Origin of the sequence: Pontibacillus yanchengensis Y32, from assembly GCF_000770635.1 — a bacterium.
GTDB lineage: Bacteria > Bacillota > Bacilli > Bacillales > BH030062 > Pontibacillus > Pontibacillus yanchengensis.
In genome coordinates, this window is record NZ_AVBF01000014.1 from 38,617 (window position 1) to 57,556 (window position 18,940).

Sequence of the window (18,940 nt, forward strand, 5' to 3'; positions counted from 1 at the left end):
GTAAGGAGGAATTAGGTAATGACTGAACTATACACTAGAAGTTGGATTGAGGAAAACCTTTCATCTCTTGAATCATGGAAGCAGCAAGCATTCGAAGATTTTGCTACTATGATAGGAGATCATACGTATCCATGTGTACCTGGACGCCAAGGATTTATGGAAGATGAATTACGCTATGGTTTTTTAGGCGATCCTAGAAATGAAGAAACGTATCAGCAATTCGCAAATGTCGTAAAAGAATATACCTTATGTTCTCGAGATACTGGAAAATATGCATCCTTGGCTCTATTGTTCTACACCCCTGAAGAAATGAAGCAACACTTTAATGATGAAAGCTATGAACAGTTATTCTGGTCCGTTCTAAACGGTGTAAGCAAATTAGATGAAAAAGAATGGCCTGACTCCATACCTAAAGACCCTGATGACCATGAGTGGGAATTTTGTTTTCACGGAGAGCCCTACTTTGCTTTTTGTGCTACGCCAGCCCATCAATTAAGAAAAAGTCGTCATTTCTCCCACTTCCTAATTGCTCTACAGCCAAGATGGGTATTTGATGAAATTAATGATACAACAGCTTTTGGTAGAAAAATCAAACAAGTAATTCGGGATAGGTTAACCAACTACGATAAGATACCAGTTCACCCCTCATTAAAATGGTATGGTCAAGAAGATAACTATGAGTGGAAACAATATTACTTACGAGATGATGAGACCATCCCAACTAAATGTCCATTCACTCGCTTCAAACAAAAAATAACGAAACGATAACGTTTTTTTTATATATTATTTTCCTGATTCACACAAAAAGAACTCTGCAGTAAATGCAGAGTTCTTATCTTCTACTATTAAATTTGCTCACATCAATGGGGATGGTATTGTTGTTGCTATAATATATGGATAGTAATTCTAAATCTGTCATTTTACGATCGTCTTTATAATGGTCTTTATAGTACATATTTTCAGCATATTCTTGGTCATCTGCTTCAAAACGTTCATTTACTTTGTTCCATTTCTTCATGGTCATCATTACCCTCCTTTTGGTTTTATTTTATTCTATTTGTTTGAAATTTACCCTGAAATATCTATGTAAAATCTTCCTATTTTTATAAAAATAATTTTAGTACAAAAGTTTTACTGTGATTGATTTTATTTCTTCAAACACATACTTGTTTCAGAATAGCCCCATTATCTTGAAGACTTGGATTCGAGATAAATCTGGGTATGAAAGATGTTTCCGTTGCTTTCGTGAGAATAAAGGTGGCCGTGGAACAACTCGCGTCCTGCCGGCGAGCTGGCAAGCTACCTTCGGGGAAAAACGCCCTCAGGGGATCTTGCCTACCTCTTTCTCCGGCGGGAGTCTCCTTGTTCCACGGCCACCTTTGCTGTTGTTTGGAGGAACGGAAACACGGCAAGGTTAGAGTGAGAATGGTATATGCTACTGAATTCTGAATGAAGGTCTACAACATAAAAGGTTAATAAACAAGAGGTGGTGCTAGGTAAGTAAGCTAACTGAAGTTCTTATTCTTCGATTAGATGAAAATTTTTGATTGTTAGCTGTCCGTATCAGAAGGTTCTTAATAAAATAGAGATCATATGATTATTAAGAAACGATAAGAAGGATAAACGAGTAGGTTGTTTACATACTTCTATATGTTGTTAGAGCATAGATAAATTAAATCAGTTCCATGAATTCTCAAGAAATACATATAGCGATGTTTCCGTTAAACCACATTAAGGCAAAGATGGGCCGGGAAATGGCGAGACTCCCGCGGAAAAACGGATGTGTCGAGACCCCACAGGGCCGTATTTTGGCCCTAGGAGACTTTGTAAGTAATTAAGGAAGGTCGAGTAAATTCGCTACATCCTGTAGCAAACTCGACCGACCTCACGTCGTGTGAGGCCGCAGGAAAGCGAGCTATTTCCCGGCCCATCTTTTTCTCTTATATACGTAACGGAAACATCTCTCCACTCAGAATTATCTCGAATCCAAGTCTTCAAGATTATGCCTCTTATCTTGAATAACTTCACATCTTTTCCTCTACAAAACCAAAAAAATTCAAATAAACTCTTTACATTATCCTAAAACAATGATAAATTATATAATTGTACTACAGAACAGATAAATCTGTTCTATAAAAGATAGTTCCATTAACGTTACGGTAAAATCAACTGGCAACTGTGAAAACATTGAACGCACAGCACCTTATTTTCACTGGCGCGGTCAAGGAGCCGCAAGGATGAGAGAGAGGTAGGGCTTTCATTATTTAAGGTTTTCAAAGTATAGCACAGTGATCATACCGCGGCATAAGGTTTGAAGTAATGAAAATGTGAATATATAAATACAAAGGGTGGTGTCCTCTATGGGCACCACCCTTTTCCAATTTGATTTACTTTTTATGTGTGCTTAATGACTTTACAAGGGTTTCCTGCAGCAACTACTCCATCTGGAATTGACTTTGTTACCACACTACCTGCACCAATTACCGTATTCCTTCCTATTGTAACCCCTGGCATAATAACAGTACTTCCCCCAATCCAAGTATAATCCCCAATTTGAATAGGATAAGCCATTTCCTTCCCTTCGAGTCTTTGCTTTGAATCAATTGGATGGGTAGCTGTGTACACCTGTACATTCGGACCAAATTGTACATAGTCTCCGATTTTTACAGTATTGCAATCCAACACCACACAATTGTGGTTCGCATAAAAGCCCTCGCCTAAATGGATGTTATAACCATAATCACAATAAAAATGTGGTTCAATATGAGCATCTGTTTCTTGATTTAATAACTCTTTCAGTATAGATTGCCTATGTTGCATTTGACTCGGATTCGTTTGATTAAATTGATGACATATTTGCTTCGCTCGCAAACGATCCTGAGATAGCTCTGGGTCACTTGCTTCATAAAATTCTCCTGCTAGCATCTTCTCTTTTTCCGTCATATTTACCTCCCTATTACTTGTTAGTTCCCTAAAACGTCTTCAAAAAATGCTTCAATAGGCTCTCTATCTGTTATGTTACGGTTGCACTCATAGCTGTCTAGACACATATAATTCCCTATCGCTCTATACGAAGACTCAAAACGATTATTTGTCTCAGCAGTCACCATTCCAACCTTAGTGAATTGCTTACAAAGCGAACAGATATTTTTCTGTTGCATCGGTGTAATCGTTGCCTGTATCCCTCTAACTATTCCATTGTACGGAAATACAAAGTACTTTTTCTGAACGTTAGAGTCGTTCCAAGCGAGAAATGTAATTGATTTGAAGTTGATGTCAGCAAGAGCTGGGGTTTGTAACTTTTTTGTTTTCTTAAACAAACCCTTTAGATGTTGTTCCGTCACATAAGGAAACATTACTCTGTAGGGTAACAGTGATTCTAAATATTCATAGAATTCATGCTCTCGCTTTAGGTCTTTGAATGAAGACAATAATTGCTGTTGTTCCTTAGTTATATTCGAAAACAAATGGAGTATTTTTTCTTCCGTATTAAGTCGGACAATTTCTAAGACTTCTTGATCCACTACGCTGTTAACAGAATACTGCAACGTATATATCTGTTGTTGGATGAAATTGAACTGATGATTATGTATAAAGGGCTCCATGTGCTCTACCTCCCTAATCTTTTAAAGCTTATTAGAATTATATCATTTTAAAAGTAGTATTAGGCATTACAACATGTTAAAAGCAAAAGAGAACGCTACGAAACGTAACCTTCTCCCTTACTCCCCTTTTTTGGATTGCTTTTCTCTGTTGTACACTCCTAGATAGGAAACGAAATACTTTCTGCATATTTCTTGAATTAGTTGTACTTCTTCAAATGTTTTACATTGTATAACAAATAATGTTCTTATATTCATTTCTTGTTGCCTTCTCTTTAACTTTTGCTTTTCTTTCCGCTTATCAAAGAAATAACCAATTCCTCCTCCAAGTACCAGCCCAATTAATCCAATAAAAACAGGCCCTAAAAAAAGTACCGAACCATAAATGACACCCAACAGCATTCCAATAGTAGCAAAGGTTGCCGTTGTGTCTGAAAAGCTCATGCCATCTGAATAATTAATCGTATCTACTAACGTACGCTGTTTCTCCTCGTTGTTCATCTCAACAAACACAATATGCTCCCTAGGAAATTGATGTTCTATAATTTCTCCAATTGCCATTTCAACGTATTCATTACTTTCAAAAGCAGCAAAGACATGCATAACAACACCCCATTTTACAAATAACACCATTAGATAGTGTGGCTAGATATGGGCAAAATACTCGTTAGAGGTGATTATTTTGGCAAAAAATATCCAAACCGTAAAAATGTTTAAACCAAGAAGAGCAAAACTAAAGATTGGACCTTTCGATGTAAATTACATAAAGAAACGTCGACCGCTTATTATAGCTTGGTGGTCTGCTGCCCTGCCTGGTATGGGGCATATTCATCTTGGACATTATTTAAAAGGACTATTATTAGTAAGTGGTGAAATTATCTTAAATAACTTCTCTCGCCTGAATGAGGCCATTTTCTATTCCATGACTGGTAATTTTTCGCAGGTACATGAGGTGATTAATTATAATTGGCTTTCTTTATATTGTTCCTTTTTCGTATTTGCGGTATGGGATTCTTATCGGATTTGTATTGATACGAATAAATCCAGTTTAATTGAAGAAAAACAATCTAGTAGAGAATTAACATTTGGAGTAATTGACTCGTGGGGGATCAACACATTGAATGTACGCAATCCAAAGATGGCTTATGTGTGGAATACAATATTCCCAGGTCTCTTCCATATCTGTAATAACAAATTAATTAGTGGGATGACACTGTTGGGGTGGACAATCATTATCAGTTACTATACCAAAATTCCATTAATGGTCCTCTATACATTCACTGGAAAATTTGCACTAATACCCGACCTAATTGATGTACAATGGTTACTCTTCTTTCCATCGATTTATTTATTTTCCATTTATGACGGGTACGCTCATGCTGTTTATTATAATCAACTGTTTGAAGAAGAGCAGAGTTATCACTTTAAGAAGACGTTTGGGAATAATGATTTACATTTATAGCCGAAGAGTCCCCTCTTCGGCTTTTATTATCATCTATATCCACGTACCGCTCCAGCGCTTTTGTTTTTGTTCTTAAGCTGTTTTACTACTTTCCTCCTCCTCTACTTCTACACTATTTACGTCGTTCCCCATCAACTTATCAACCATAATGGATAACGCACCATCACCTGTAACATTTGTAGCTGTACCGAAGCTATCTTGCGCGAGATATAAGGCGATCATTAATGAAGTCATTGTTTCACTAAAACCTAACATAGATTGAAGGAGCCCAAGAACAGCCATGACTGCTCCTCCAGGAACACCAGGTGCCGCAATCATCGTTAAGCCTAGCGCTAAAATAAATGGGAAAATACTTGTAAAAGTAGGTTGCATACCATTTAGCATCATGACAGCCATCGAGCAACTGACAAGTGTTATCGTACTACCAGACAAGTGAATGTTGGCACACAGTGGTACTACGAAATCAGCTATTTTCTCTCTCACTTGATTGCTTTTCGTTTGTTTAAGCGTCACTGGAATCGTTGTGGCAGAAGATTGCGTACCAAGTGCTGTAAAATAAGCTGGAACCATATTTCGTAATGATTGGAACACATTTTTGCCTGATAGTGCTGATGCCGTACTATACTGAGCCAGAAGCATCACAATGTGAAGTACGATAATAACAGCAAACACTTTTATAAATGTGGACATAATCATCGCCACTTGTCCACCATAAGTCATATTCGCAAAAATCCCTAATATGTGGACAGGTAGCAAAGGAATAATCACGTAATGAATGACCTTTTCAATAATGCTACGAAAATCCACCATTCCCTTTTGCAACGAGGTTCCGTTAATGGCAGCTAATCCTAAACCAAGGACAAAAGCTAAAATTAGAGCTGTCATCACACTCATTACAGGCTCTAAATTCACTTCAAATAACGGAGATTGAAGAAATTCTTCTGGGTTTTCAAAGTTCCCAGATGTGCTCCCTGTTGATAAAAGACTAGGAAATAACATACGACCACTAAAAAAGGCTAACAATCCAGCGACAACAGTTGAGGTGTAAGCTACAGTCGTCGTTAGTGCCACTAGTTTTCCAGCGCCCTTCCCTAATTCTCCAATACCTGGAGCAATAAATCCTAATATAATAAGTGGGATAATGAAGTTCAAAAAGCCACCAAATAAACCATTAAATGTGGCCAATAATTGTATCCACCACTGAGGGAGTATCAATCCGAAGCAAATTCCTATTATAATCGCAATAATTAATCGTGGTAAAAGTCCTATTTTCATTTTTGTCCTCCTCAAATGAACACGTGTTTCTTTATGATGGAACCAAGTATAGCTTTTATCCTTTAGTTTGTTAAGGTGTTTGAGGATATTCATAATATTCTATTAATTTATAAACACTATATTCGGTTGTTAAGCCAAGGAGGTAAGGTTGAATTTGTAGTTCTAAAGAAATTGGCTGTGTTAAAGTTCGTTGTTGATATAATAATGAAATAGTTTTAGGTTCTTCCATTAAGCACCATAACCTTTCATAACTACTGAGTCTGGAGCCGTTACATTTGTGAGGAAGGGGCTGCAGTGAAATGGTTCGCTTTCCGCGGAAATACGATCGAGTGAAGACCACACAGAGAGGCCGTAACTTCGGGAGAAGGGGTGCTTCTTCATAAGAAGAAGCCGCAATGAAAAGGCCCAAACGACTGTTTAGCAAAAACACAGGTCTCTATAATTAACACCAAACTTTAACAGACAAAAATATAAAAAACCCTAGCACATATTATGTGCTAGGGTAGTAAGCTACCGTATTATTCTTCTCTGGTATTCTTCAAAGAAGCATCACGCTCATGTCTTTGGATAGCAAGCTCAATTAATTCATCGATAAGAGCTGGATAGGAAATCCCACTTGCTTCCCAGAGCTTTGGATACATACTGATCTTCGTAAATCCTGGTAATGTATTGATTTCATTCACGATAATTTCTCCATTATCTTTTAGGAAAACGTCTACTCGTGATAACCCTTCACATTCAAGCACTTGAAATGCCTCAATAGCTATTTGTCTAACACGATCCTCGGTTTCTTGATCTAATGAAGCAGGGATTTCCAAAGATGCCCCGCTTTCATCAATATACTTCGTTTCATAAGAATAGAAATCGGTTGAAGATAAAATTTCTCCCGGTACGGATGCTTTGGGATTTTCGTTACCTAAAACAGAACATTCGATTTCCCTTCCTACTACTCCTTCTTCGATGATAACTTTATAATCATATAAAAATGCCTCTTCTATTGCTTTTGTAAACTCCGCTTCATTTCTTACTTTACTTACTCCTACTGAAGAACCTTGATTGGCTGGTTTCACGAAAAACGGAAGACCCAAATTCTCTTTCATATCCTCAAATTGAATTTGGTCTTTTTGATGCTTTTTGTAAGAGAACCAATTAGCTACGCCAATGCCAGCATCACGTAACAACCGCTTCGTAATATCTTTATCCATACACATGGCAGAACCTAACACATTGGCTCCAACATAGGGGATATTGGCCAAGCGAAACATCCCTTGAATGCTACCATCTTCGCCTAATGTTCCGTGAAGAATCGGAAAGACAGCATCTAGTTGACCTAAGCTCGTGGTTGTCGAGAGGTTCAACATCTGATTATTAGAGCTTCCCGGAACAACTGCTACGCCTTCATTTGTTTTATTCAACGATATTAATTTCGGGTCTTCAGCATGCAGTAAATAATGAGATTGATCATTCACATGCCACCCGCCTTCTTTATCGATACCAATTAATACTACCTCATACTTCTCCTTATCAATAGCATCTACAATATTCTTAGCAGACTGTAATGACACTTCATGTTCAGAGGATTTTCCTCCAAATAATATACCTACCTTCTTTTTGGACATTTCCTTCACCCTTTGCATAGTCTTTTTCATTAGTAAATGTTAGGTATTTCCCTTTTATGTATGTTTCTTAAAAGGGGGTATTGATGTTCTATTTTACTAAGTCATGTTTAAAGGCATAAATAACGGCTTGCGTTCTATCCTGTACTTCTAACTTACCTAAGATGTTACTTACATGAACTTTCACCGTCTTCAATGCAATATATAGCTCCTCAGCTATCTCTTGATTCGTTTTCCCTTCTGCCATCAACATTAAAATCTCTTTTTCTCTTTCTGTTAAATGTTCATGAGGATAATCCACAGGCTTTTGACGCATTTTGTTCATAATCTTCCCTGTTACTTCTGGTTCAAGAATGGATTGCCCCTCATATGTGGAGCGAATGGCATCTGCTATCTCATTTGCTTTTGATGTTTTTAACATATAGCTGGTGGCCCCCGCTTCTAAAGCTGGGTACACCTTCTCATCATCTAAGAAACTTGTCACAATGATTATTTTTGCGGTAGGCCATTGGTCTATTATTTTTTTCGTTGCTTCTATACCATCCATCTCTTTCATGACAAGATCCATTAAAATTATATCAGGTCGATGCTCAAGAGCTAAGTCTACAGCCTGCTGACCATCATCTGCTTCAGCAATAACGTCAATATCTTTTTGGGAAGATAAATAAGCAGAAACTCCAATACGAACCATTTCGTGATCGTCTGCAAATAGAACGTTAATCACTTTCATCCCTCTTTCCTTTAACATAAGGTACTTTCACTTCAAGACGAGTACCTTGCTTTGGTACACTAATGACCTTTAATGTCCCACCAACTTCCATAGCACGCTCTTGCATGTTATGTAATCCATATGAACTTGTTTTTTCCTCTTCCACTTTAAACCCTTTTCCGTCATCAACTACCCTCATGATAACAAATTCATCTCTTTGGATGAGCATGACGTGAAGAGATTGTGCTTCTGCATGGCGCAGGGTATTGGAGACTGCTTCTTGTAGTATCCGGAACAATTGATCCTCAATCCCTTTATCAAGATGAAATGCTTCCACCTTCCAGTCAATCTCCATCGGAACCTTTTGAGTAAGCTCCGTTAACAGTTCCTCCATGCCCTCTTGGAGACTCTTTCCTGTGAGAGGCACAGGGCGCAAGTGAAGAAGCAGGGCTCTCATCTCAAGCTGGGATTGTTGAATCATATGTTCAACCATACCCATTTGCTTCTTTACGTCATCATTTTCAGGAGGGTTGGAGTCATTTATGGCAGACATCATCATAGAAGCCGCAAATAAATGTTGACTTACCGAATCATGTAATTCTCTAGCTAAGCGATTACGTTCTTGAACGACTACTTCTTGAAGGCTTTCCTCCCGCTCGTTTGCCCTTTCCGTTGCTAGCCGTTGGGATAATTCTGTTTGCTTGGTAAGTTTAGCTTCAAGTTTTTGAAGCTGTTGATTCAATTGAATAAATTCGACAACCTGTTCCGCTTGGTCTAATGAGAGTGGATGACCTTTCATTAGTTCATCTAAACGCTGGTATATTGCATGGATTCTCCTTCTCCACATCCAGCCATAATACCATCCTCCGAGTACACCTGTACAAATAACAAAGGTACTAATAAACATGATATAAGGTATATCAAATGTTTCTTGATTCCATAAATCAGACCACTCATTGAGTGGAAATGCTATAAAAGTAATAAATAATATCAGAACAGTTATCGTGAATGAAAACAACACTCCAGCTATGGTTTGACGAGATAATAAATTCATATTCGTTTCACCTCGATATCTCCAGAGAATAAAGAGGTAACGATCTTAACCCTGGGCTTCTCTGTTACATATCCAGGTGTATGGTATGAAAGTTGATGATTCATCAATTTAAGATGATGGGTTCCAAATATATTAGCTCTGCCTAATACAGAACTATGGTGGATACTTACTTCAACCTCATAGGGAACGTAGATTTCAATATTCCCAATAAAATGACGTATAGAAATGAGAGCTTCATCCGGTAGAACGGTATTACTCAAATCAAGTACACGGTCCCCAAATCCACCATGAATATTGACATCATGCCATTCATATCCAATTTCACTTGTGATTTGATCGCCCATTAGTCGTTGTTTAAGTAATGGTGCTGTTCGCAATAAGGGCTCATTATCCTGAACCGTTGAACTTGCAAATATATCCTCCCATTTGTCAGGATTTTGTTTTGTCTTATAGTAATAACGAACAAATAAGACAATACCTGCTATCAATAAGAAACGTACAGCAATCATATTTATTACTGTAAAGAAAAGTGTGATGACTCCTACCCAGAACAGAACTTTACCAAGGGTTCTGTAGTATTTTCTTTTCCCTACATACAATAAAAGAGAGGAGAACAGTAACGAAAAGATTAAACCACCATTAAAGAAAATTATTTCTACGCCTAACAGTATAAATCCAATGATGATAATCCAATTTAATGTACTGGTTGATAACCGTGATAGCATTTGATGTCCTCCTTTCTTTCGTAGTTGATCTTATTATAATAACCTGTACCTTTCGATATAAAAAGACGCAGAGCACTGCGCCTTTTTTTCTTCACTAATTTCTTTTAGGATATCATATTTTTAGGATTGTACTGAAACGTTTTCTTTATTTTCCATATCTTTTTCTAATTGAGCAATTTTACTGTCAAATGTACTTTTGTAATAGGAACTGTTCACTTTGTATTCTAAATCTTGAATGTATTGGTCTAGCTCACCAAAACGCGAATATGGCTTATCAGAAGACTCATTGATCACACTATCCATACGATGATGAGCTCTTGCGATATTTTCGCGCCCCATCACTTCCATTCGCTTAAGTTTCATGTCTTTTAATCGATGCTTCATTTCTTCATACTTTTGTTCTAACGTTTCTAGTTGGCTGGCTGCTTCTTGTCTTGATTGCTCCATTCGCTCAGCACGAGCTGTGTATTCTTCATATTCTCTCATTGCAAACTCAACCATTTGCTCTTCTCCAGCTTTTCGTGCAACTTCTAGTTGTTGCTTTCGCTTATCAGCCATATCTCTCGCCTGTTGAGCTTCTTTCGAGAACTCTTCTCTCAGACGATATTGTCTTTCTACAAGCTTACGTACTTTTTCTGTTTCTTGTTCACTTTGTCGAAGGTAGTGGTTCAACGCTGCGACAGGATTTTTTTCTTCTTTTTCATCTAACATATCGTGTAAATCAGCTGAAATGGATTCTTTAATACGAGTAAATAAATTTGCCAATGTAATCTCTCCCTTACGATTTGTTTAATTCTGCCCATTGCTTTTCAAAATTAATAAATGGATCATCATCTTTTTGGATAGAATCGCCAACAACGTGATCATTTTTCTTTGATTTCCAGCCTTTATAGAGTACATAAAGAACATAAGCTGCAGCTACTCCAATTAAGGCGTATAAATTGGACACCGTTATGCTTAAAACAATTAAGCCCAATATGACCCATAAGACTTTTTTTGCTGTAGAATCGGTCTTCATAAATTTCTTGAAAATGATGTACAACAACCATACACTAACTCCAAGCAAAATCATTGGACCTAAGTTAGCAAGAACTAGAGATAAAGCAACTAATCCAGCGATAAACCATAGAAATTGTTTCATGTGGTTGCCCTCCTTTCATCTTTCTTACTCTTATCATACCTGTCTCAAAAGCTTTGCATAATGAGCTACAGCCATATTTTCAAATAAGCCTTAAGACGTATTTATCGTAAGACTTGATGGTATATCTTAAAGCATGAATTCATAAAGGATGTAAATACTATATGTATGATTGAAAAGTAAAACCTCCAAGGAGGGAAAACCATGTTAACAGAGAAACAAACCCAGCAACTAAGAACAGAATTGTACAGTCAACAAAGAGAGCTGTTGACCCATTCAGAGCAAAATGACCACTATGGCTTGGAAAACGAAGCCGTGCAAGAGTCCGTTAGTGAGCTTTCCAATTATGATAACCATCCTGGTGATAATGCCACTTATCTATATGAACGCGAAAAGGATATTGCATTAAATGAGCATGCAGAAAAAGAGTTAAAAGATATTGTTCAAGCACTATATAGAATGGATCAAGGAAGTTATGGACGTTGTGAAGAATGTAATAAAGAAATACCATTCGAACGTTTGGAAGCCCTTCCGACGACCGTATATTGTAAAGAACACAGTCCAGACCAAGAAGAACATGAGCAACGTCCTGTTGAGGAAGAAGTACTTCAACCTGGATTACGTAGACGTTCAGATGAATCCACTTCTACCGCATTCTATGACTCAGAGGATTCATGGCAAGATGTGGCCCGTTACGGAACCTCTGAAACACCTTCCGATTTCTCAGGTCAGGATATTGAACAATATGATGATACGTATATAAACTCAGATGAAAATGTTAGCTACGTTGAGGATTATGAAAACTTCACAGGTGTTGATATGTATGGCAATAATGTAACAGTGTACCCTAACGCCCAACATGATGAATATGAAGAAGACCTAGACGAGTCCGGAATGATGTCGATAGTAGGAGAAATACATTATTCTGAAAAAGATAGCTACCTTGAGGATGAAGAAGGTCATAATGAACTGGACTAACATAAAACCGGCATGCTTCTCAAAGCATGCCGGTTTTTTGAAGATTAATCCTTTATTAAAGCCTACAAATAAAAACTATTTCTTCATCGCACTATTCGTGGTTACGAACCTGGTCGTCAACGCTTTTCCCGTTTCTTTGTGTTGAATAGTTCACATCATCTATGTCTTCTTTCATGTAATAACTAGACAGTAATTCACCCTCTGTAACACCATCTTCTTTATCTTGTTCATTAAACGCTTTACTGATTTTCATGTTAGCGTTAAAAGCACCAGCTAATTTATTATTACTTTCACGGTTGATTTTAATTTTTTTCATAAGAGTATACCTCCTTATATAAGTGTTCTTAGTATTGATTTTCCCACAAGATTCATTCATTAATCGTATTAAGAATAAGTCCATGTTAAGGGTAAATACTACGATAAAAAGGAGACTGTGTTTTGGAATATCAATTGTATGGCAAAAGCGGAGCTTACCCTTGTGTAGTCACCATTGATCCTGACAATGGACGCTACATGATTAGAAAAGAAGATACAAGTGGTGAAGTTTTTAATTCTAAAGAGGAATTAGTGAAGTGGATTCATGCCAATTGGCAAGTGGAACAATTTGAAGATCCTGAAGCATTCATCACTATGATGAAGGAAATTGAAAAGGAATAATACATGCATGATACCTTATGATTTGTAAAAAATAGAAGGGAAAGGAGGGTCTACTATGACCAAACGCAAAGTTACACATGATGCTGCACAAAAGAATAACATGACGCCTACAGAAAGCCTTGGTAATGTAGAGTTAAACGATGAAACAATTAGTCGTGAGAAGATGGAAAGAGCCTCTAACCGTAATTCCAAAAAAGGATTTCAAGGAGATAAAGAACATCGCTAGAAACGAAAGCGCAAGGGCTAAGAACAAAAGCTCGGGGCGCCCGGTTAGCGACGTACAAACTGCTGCCCACACGACGTGGGTTGGTTCGATGTTGCTACGTGACGTAGCGATTTTAATCGAACTTCCCTGAAGCCGTAGGAGATAAAGGAAACACGAAGAACGTAGTGATTCGATGTTAACTTATCGTACGGAGGCGAGGGAAGCATACTAGTCGCTGGGCGCTGGAGCTGGACGATGCATAAGCGCAAGCGCCTTGGTCACCTCCGACAGGCTTAAGGCAAACCTCGAAGTGGCGTTTTTTGCCACATCGAGGATTACCTTAAGACCCCGAGGGGGGAGGCGCTGGAGCTGGACGTGGCCACTTCACTTACTATACAACATAAAAACCTCCTACCACTAGGAGGTTTTCTTAGTCTAAAAAACGCTTTCTTGTTTCTGGTGAAGGTAAAGCACATTGCTCTTTCTTCCCAAACCATTTATACCGATTATTAGCAACAATTTTATACACTTTATCTCTAATTGGTTTTGGAATGACAATAAACCCATAGAGCAATTTCCATGCGCCAGCCAATTCCTTACACACGTTAAGCGCTGCGGTTGATTGGAAGTGTATCTGATTACCATCCACTAGAACAAAGCTATCAACACTTGAAGCTATACCATGCTGCTTTAATAATTTTTGACCGTGTTCACCTTGTAGAGAAGCAAATGTAAACTGTTCTTGCCTGTCTCGTTTTAAAATAAACTGCACACTAGCATCACAGAAGTTACATTCCCCATCAAAGAGAATAATCTTATTTGCCATTGTGTATCACATCCATATATAATACTACCTTCATTATACCAAAAATGAAAAAGGCTTATGTTTTTGCTGGCTTCCCATGAACCACATACGTTCCAGCAATCAAATCATGAATAGCACGTCGATCCTCACGAATGTTTACCATAAAAAAACTAATGATTAAAGTAATACCTAGTGTAAGACCTGCTAAGATATACTTACCAAAGATTTCACGAAGTGCCATAGTTGTTAATGTTAAAGGTTGATCATCCTTGGTAACATAAATATTAAATATTCGCTTACCAACAATATAGCCACTCCAAAGTAAAGGCAACAAGGTCATATAGAGAAGATGGGAGAGCTCAAAGTAAATAGAGTCGCTCGCATCCACTAAAGAAAATTCACCTGTTACAAAAAAGATTATTGTAGCAACTACTAAACCGAACAATAAGTAATCCAATATATCAGCCAAAAACCTTCTACCAAAACTTGCATATTTAAGCATTAAAATCTCAACTCCTGCTTCCCTTTTCTCTTACCATTTAGTATTCTATACCTTTTAAGTTGTTGCAAGTATTAAACTAACATATTTTGCTAAATAGTCACTATATTATCGTTAGAATATTCATTGCAGATTTAATATTCTAATTTATCTAACAACTGTATTGACGTTTTAATGCAGTATAGGATATAATCCTATACAAGTGGAACAATGAAAGTTAATTTCATATCTCTTATCTAGAGCGGCAGAGGGACTAGGCCCTGTGAAGCCCGGCAACCATCCAGACAAACGGTTTGGAAAAGGTGCTAATTCCTACAGGTCATGAGGATCTGGAAGATAAGAGGAGGACTGTACATATACACCCTCTTCTTAGGAAGGGGGTTTTTATTATCCCCTCTTCCCCCTTACCTGTCAGGCAATTTTTCCTAGTATCTTTCAAAATTTTAAGGAGGAATTGTTGTATGACACTACCCTATCATCAATATCAATTGGAGACACTAAGTTTACATGGAGGTCAATCCCCAGATCCAACTACTGGATCACGAGCGGTACCTATTTATCAAACAACATCCTACGTGTTTAATGACACAGAACATGCTCAAAATTTATTTGCATTAGCAGAACCTGGAAACATCTACACCAGAATTGGCAACCCTACCATCGATGCTTTTGAGCAACGAGTTGCATTATTAGAAGACGGTGTTGCTGCAGTAGCTACTTCCTCAGGTATGGCAGCTATTACTTTAGCCATTTTAAATATAGCAAGTGCTGGTGATGAAATTGTTACTTCCACGAACCTATATGGTGGGACTTATAATCTATTTGCAGTAACGCTTCCGAAATATGGAATTAACGTAACGTTTGTGGATGGAACGGATCCAGAAAGCTTCCGTTCAGCCATTACTCCTAAAACAAAAGCTATCTTTGCTGAAGTAATCGGAAACCCTAGTTTAGATGTGCTTGATATTGAAGGTGTTGCGGATGTTGCCCACGCGCATCATATCCCTCTTCTAGTGGATAGTACATTTGCCACTCCTCACGTCTGTAAACCGATTTCTTGGGGGGCAGATATTGTTATCCACTCCGCAACGAAATGGATTGGAGGACACGGAAATTCTATAGGTGGTGTCGTCGTAGATAGTGGCCGTTTTAACTGGAATCACGACAAGTTTCCTGGCTTCACTGAGCCTGATGAAAGTTATCATGGTATTCGATATGGCATAGATGTCGGACCAGCAGGATTTGCAGTTAAACTTCGTGTGCAGCTTTTGCGTGACATTGGTGCATGTTTAAGTCCCCAAAATGCATTTTATCTTTTACAGGGACTAGAAACACTTCACCTTAGAGTAGAACGACATCTTGAAAATGCGCAGATAATTTCCCGTTACCTAGAGGCGCATCCTGGAGTTGATTGGGTATCCTATCCAGGTCTTGAAAACCATCCATCCCACCAATTAGCACAGCAGTACCTTCATAATGGCTATGGTTCCATTATCGTGTTTGGTATTAAAGGTGGACGTGAAGAAGGACGAAAAGTAATTGACAATATACATTTATGGTCTCATGTTGCCAACGTCGGAGATGCAAAATCCCTAATCATTCATCCAGCATCGACTACGCACCAACAGTTAAATCAAGAAGACCTTGTTAAAACAGGTGTTACAGAGGATCTAATACGTTTATCCATAGGACTAGAGTCAACAGATGATCTTATTAGTGATTTAGAATATGCAATCGAGCAAGCTACTGGTTTAAAGAGTGATTATTCCAATTATCAACCAGCTATAGAAGAAGTGCTTTCTTCTTCCTTATTTAGAGATGAACACAGCGTACGCCCTAAAACCATTGCTGTGTTTGGCGCTGATCGAACCAGTAAACCAGAAGAATTCTCTAAATTGGAACGTTTAGGTTTTACTCTTTATTTTGAATATGAATCATTACCTGAAAAGACAGACATTGTGTATGCCCTAAGTAATCTTGGCATCGAAAAAGCTGCTTCAACGATTCATGACTCTACTTTCTTCATCACCCAGAACATCATAAATCCGACATCCAAACAACGTCTGAACGACTTATCAATTTCTTACAAGGAAACGGATAGTTTATATCGTGAAGCTCAACGTGTAAGAGCTCCAAAAAGCACTCATGAAACAGCTAAAGTATAATCCTCGTTTGATATGAGGCAGAGCAAGGAGGAAAAGCATGACTATTAAGATAGCCATTCTGGGTCTAGGGACAGTTGGGCAAGGAGTGTATGAGACACTCCTTTCTCATGGCCAATATATATCCGAAAAGCTAGGAACAGATACAGAGCTCGTAGGCGTACTCGTGAACGATTCTTCAAAACAGCGTAATCTTCCAAACAACATACCAATTACAACAAATTACCATGATATTCTTTCTAAAGACGTAGATGTCATCATTGAAGCGACAGTTGGAGATCACCCAGCTTTTGAGTACCTATCCCAAGCCATTGAAAAAGGAATTCATGTCATCACAGCCAACAAAGCAATGTTCGCTCGTTATGGAAAAAAATTAAAAGAAAAAGCTACCAAGAATCAAGTTCATATAGGTTATGAAGCTACTACAGCTTCTGGTACGCCTATTCTACGGACACTCAAGCAATTGTTACAGGTAAATCAAATTGAAAAGATGGAAGCTATACTAAATGGTACGTCAAACTATATCCTCACTGAAATGACGATGAATCACACCTCTTTTGAAGATGCTTTAGAGCAAGCTCAAGAGAAGGGGTATGCAGAAGCTAATCCAAGTAATGATGTAGATGGACATGATGCATTTTATAAGTCCATGATTTTAAGTGAATTGGTTTATGGTCAACAACCAAATTGGGAGTATGTATATCGAGAAGGAATTAGAGAAATATCAAATGATCAGATACAACATGCGGCTCAAAGAGGACAGAAAATCAAGCATATAGCAACTGTTGAAATGCGTAATGGAGAAGTGGCTGCATCCATACAACCAATGCAAATTAATGATGAACATCCACTCTATAGCGTAGATGGTGTAAACAACGGCATTACTGTCCACACCGATATTCTGGGAACTTTCACACTTACAGGTCCCGGCGCAGGCAAACTACCAACCGCAAGTGCCGTTATTGAGGATCTAGTCTATGTGTTTCATAAGGAAGTCAAGCTAGAAAAGCAATTTATATAAAGCTTTATTAAAGGCTCAAGTAGAATAAAAGTGGCTGTGGAACAACCTGCGTTCTGTTCTCCTATACGACGTAGGGAGTTCCACGTTGTCACACGTTAAAGGCTTAAGTCGAACTTCGACCTAGAGGTATTTCTATGTAGACCTTCAAATAAACAACTTACTTTTATCACCTTCATTCACATATTTTATGCTTTTTAACAGATACCTTTCCCGTGATGGTTTGTACCAGATTTTCAAGCTATATATCCAATAAAAAGACGCAAAATCTTATGTTAGATTTGCGCCTGGAATTCAGAGAGAACTTGAATTCGATCATTCGAATTCTACCGAAATTATTCATCCAGCATAGATGCTGCTTTTTCAAATTCATTTTGACTTTCTTGAAACTTCTTTTCTTTTGGAGGAAATGATTGATCAAATTCATTTACTTCATCTTCGGCAACTTCTAGTACATCTGAGAACATCACATACCCAGATATATTATCTAATGCGCCTTCATAAAGAGGTAATACCAACAATCCTTTATAGAACTTTTTATCAGGCATGGATATGTTGTATTTTTTCCCTCCTAGAAATCCATATGGCTCATAATGATATGGATATCCTAGTGTGATGATTGCACGATACCCCATATCCTTTGCTACTTGAATAGAATGAGTTATTACCTTTCTCCCAAGTCCTTGCCTATGATATTCAGGAGATATAAAAACGGGTCCAAAACTAATTGTTTTGTATTCTTTATTATCTTCGGATACTATCTTTGAATGAGTATAGAAAATACCACCCACTACCTTACCATCAACTTCAATAACAAACGAAAGTTCTTTAATAAAATCTTCATGTTCTCTCATTTTGTGTATAACATAATGTTCATGACATCCAGGAAAATATAAATTCCAAAATGCTTCTCTAGCAATTTCTTCAACTACTTTATAATCTTGTGGTTCTTCATCTCTTATTTTAATTTGCATAAACTATCTCCTCCCTTCTTTTAGTCTAGCCGATAATCCAGATTATTGAAAAGTCATAAAC

Annotated in this window: 22 protein-coding genes and 1 riboswitch; of the genes, 7 read left to right on the plus strand and 15 right to left on the minus strand. The window is 37.7% G+C overall.

The features are described 5' to 3' along the window. The first annotated feature begins 18 nt into the window (after window positions 1-18). A complete protein-coding gene (locus N782_RS07035) occupies window positions 19-768 on the plus strand; it encodes a YqcI/YcgG family protein (protein ID WP_036817865.1) in 750 nt (249 codons plus the stop codon). A gap of 64 nt (window positions 769-832) precedes the next feature. On the opposite strand, the gene N782_RS07040 is transcribed toward N782_RS07035, so the two are convergent. From N782_RS07040 to N782_RS07055, 4 genes are all read right to left on the minus strand, one after another. Beyond that, window positions 833-1,024 carry a hypothetical protein gene (locus N782_RS07040; RefSeq protein WP_036817866.1) on the minus strand — a complete coding sequence of 64 codons (192 nt, stop codon included), beginning with the start codon at window positions 1,022-1,024 and terminating at the stop codon, window positions 833-835. 1,370 nt (window positions 1,025-2,394) lie between these two features. Then, window positions 2,395-2,943, minus strand: coding sequence for a sugar O-acetyltransferase (locus N782_RS07045; RefSeq protein ID WP_036817869.1), 549 nt, complete (start codon window positions 2,941-2,943; stop codon window positions 2,395-2,397). A gap of 20 nt (window positions 2,944-2,963) precedes the next feature. Then, on the minus strand, window positions 2,964-3,605 hold the full coding sequence (locus N782_RS07050) for a FusB/FusC family EF-G-binding protein (protein ID WP_036817870.1): 642 nt from the start codon (window positions 3,603-3,605) through the stop codon (window positions 2,964-2,966). Window positions 3,606-3,722: 117 nt separating this feature from the next. After that, window positions 3,723-4,205 carry a hypothetical protein gene (locus tag N782_RS07055; protein ID WP_036817872.1) on the minus strand — a complete coding sequence of 161 codons (483 nt, stop codon included), beginning with the start codon at window positions 4,203-4,205 and terminating at the stop codon, window positions 3,723-3,725. A gap of 79 nt (window positions 4,206-4,284) precedes the next feature. Here N782_RS07055 and N782_RS07060 point away from each other — a divergent pair, with 79 nt between their 5' ends. Next, window positions 4,285-5,064 (plus strand): hypothetical protein, encoded by a 780-nt coding sequence (locus N782_RS07060; RefSeq protein ID WP_052111216.1) that lies wholly within the window; start codon window positions 4,285-4,287, stop codon window positions 5,062-5,064. A gap of 72 nt (window positions 5,065-5,136) precedes the next feature. On the opposite strand, the gene N782_RS07065 is transcribed toward N782_RS07060, so the two are convergent. The 7 genes from N782_RS07065 to N782_RS07095 form a co-directional block, all read right to left on the minus strand. Next, window positions 5,137-6,339, minus strand: a complete 1,203-nt coding sequence (locus N782_RS07065; RefSeq protein ID WP_036817874.1) for a dicarboxylate/amino acid:cation symporter — start codon at window positions 6,337-6,339, stop codon at window positions 5,137-5,139. A 518-nt stretch (window positions 6,340-6,857) separates the two neighbouring features. Continuing rightward, window positions 6,858-7,958, minus strand: coding sequence for a D-alanine--D-alanine ligase (gene ddlA / locus N782_RS07070; protein ID WP_036817876.1), 1,101 nt, complete (start codon window positions 7,956-7,958; stop codon window positions 6,858-6,860). 88 nt (window positions 7,959-8,046) lie between these two features. After that, window positions 8,047-8,679 carry a response regulator transcription factor gene (locus tag N782_RS07075; RefSeq protein WP_036817878.1) on the minus strand — a complete coding sequence of 211 codons (633 nt, stop codon included), beginning with the start codon at window positions 8,677-8,679 and terminating at the stop codon, window positions 8,047-8,049. Next, window positions 8,672-9,718 carry a sensor histidine kinase gene (locus N782_RS07080; protein WP_036817880.1) on the minus strand — a complete coding sequence of 349 codons (1,047 nt, stop codon included), beginning with the start codon at window positions 9,716-9,718 and terminating at the stop codon, window positions 8,672-8,674. Before N782_RS07080 ends, N782_RS07075 begins: the two co-directional genes overlap by 8 nt. After that, window positions 9,715-10,443 (minus strand): cell wall-active antibiotics response protein LiaF, encoded by a 729-nt coding sequence (gene liaF, locus N782_RS07085; protein ID WP_036817882.1) that lies wholly within the window; start codon window positions 10,441-10,443, stop codon window positions 9,715-9,717. The genes N782_RS07080 and liaF overlap by 4 nt, the downstream gene beginning before the upstream one ends. 120 nt (window positions 10,444-10,563) lie before the next feature. Further along, the gene (locus tag N782_RS07090) at window positions 10,564-11,208 is read right to left on the minus strand and encodes a PspA/IM30 family protein (protein WP_036817883.1); all 645 of its coding nucleotides are present in this window, start codon (window positions 11,206-11,208) and stop codon (window positions 10,564-10,566) included. Between the two features lie 13 nt (window positions 11,209-11,221). Further along, entirely contained in the window at window positions 11,222-11,584 is a 363-nt protein-coding gene (locus N782_RS07095; RefSeq protein WP_036817885.1) for a lmo0954 family membrane protein, read from the minus strand. Between the two features lie 201 nt (window positions 11,585-11,785). Here N782_RS07095 and N782_RS07100 point away from each other — a divergent pair, with 201 nt between their 5' ends. Further along, window positions 11,786-12,559: a TraR/DksA C4-type zinc finger protein gene (locus N782_RS07100; protein ID WP_036817887.1), complete on the plus strand. Its 774-nt coding sequence runs from the start codon at window positions 11,786-11,788 to the stop codon at window positions 12,557-12,559. Window positions 12,560-12,650: 91 nt separating this feature from the next. On the opposite strand, the gene N782_RS07105 is transcribed toward N782_RS07100, so the two are convergent. Beyond that, window positions 12,651-12,875, minus strand: coding sequence for a hypothetical protein (locus N782_RS07105; protein WP_036817889.1), 225 nt, complete (start codon window positions 12,873-12,875; stop codon window positions 12,651-12,653). A 122-nt stretch (window positions 12,876-12,997) separates the two neighbouring features. On the opposite strand from N782_RS07105, the gene N782_RS07110 reads away from it, so the two are divergent. After that, complete coding sequence (locus N782_RS07110) at window positions 12,998-13,216, plus strand: hypothetical protein (protein WP_036817891.1); 219 nt, start codon at window positions 12,998-13,000, stop codon at window positions 13,214-13,216. Window positions 13,217-13,271: 55 nt separating this feature from the next. Further along, window positions 13,272-13,442 (plus strand): hypothetical protein, encoded by a 171-nt coding sequence (locus N782_RS21780; RefSeq protein WP_202595673.1) that lies wholly within the window; start codon window positions 13,272-13,274, stop codon window positions 13,440-13,442. 409 nt (window positions 13,443-13,851) lie between these two features. Here N782_RS21780 and N782_RS07115 read toward each other — a convergent pair whose 3' ends face one another. Both N782_RS07115 and N782_RS07120 read right to left on the minus strand, forming a co-directional pair. Beyond that, the gene (locus tag N782_RS07115) at window positions 13,852-14,247 is read right to left on the minus strand and encodes a thiol-disulfide oxidoreductase DCC family protein (protein ID WP_036817894.1); all 396 of its coding nucleotides are present in this window, start codon (window positions 14,245-14,247) and stop codon (window positions 13,852-13,854) included. Window positions 14,248-14,302: 55 nt separating this feature from the next. After that, window positions 14,303-14,728, minus strand: coding sequence for an RDD family protein (locus N782_RS07120; RefSeq protein WP_036817896.1), 426 nt, complete (start codon window positions 14,726-14,728; stop codon window positions 14,303-14,305). 226 nt (window positions 14,729-14,954) lie between these two features. Continuing rightward, a riboswitch (SAM riboswitch) is annotated at window positions 14,955-15,068 on the plus strand. 118 nt (window positions 15,069-15,186) lie between these two features. On the opposite strand from N782_RS07120, the gene N782_RS07125 reads away from it, so the two are divergent. Beyond that, a complete protein-coding gene (locus N782_RS07125) occupies window positions 15,187-16,890 on the plus strand; it encodes an O-acetylhomoserine aminocarboxypropyltransferase/cysteine synthase family protein (RefSeq protein ID WP_036817897.1) in 1,704 nt (567 codons plus the stop codon). Between the two features lie 37 nt (window positions 16,891-16,927). Then, window positions 16,928-17,908, plus strand: a complete 981-nt coding sequence (locus tag N782_RS07130; RefSeq protein ID WP_052111217.1) for a homoserine dehydrogenase — start codon at window positions 16,928-16,930, stop codon at window positions 17,906-17,908. 332 nt (window positions 17,909-18,240) lie between these two features. Here N782_RS07130 and N782_RS07135 read toward each other — a convergent pair whose 3' ends face one another. Then, window positions 18,241-18,879, minus strand: a complete 639-nt coding sequence (locus tag N782_RS07135; RefSeq protein WP_036817898.1) for a GNAT family N-acetyltransferase — start codon at window positions 18,877-18,879, stop codon at window positions 18,241-18,243. Window positions 18,880-18,940 lie beyond the last annotated feature (61 nt).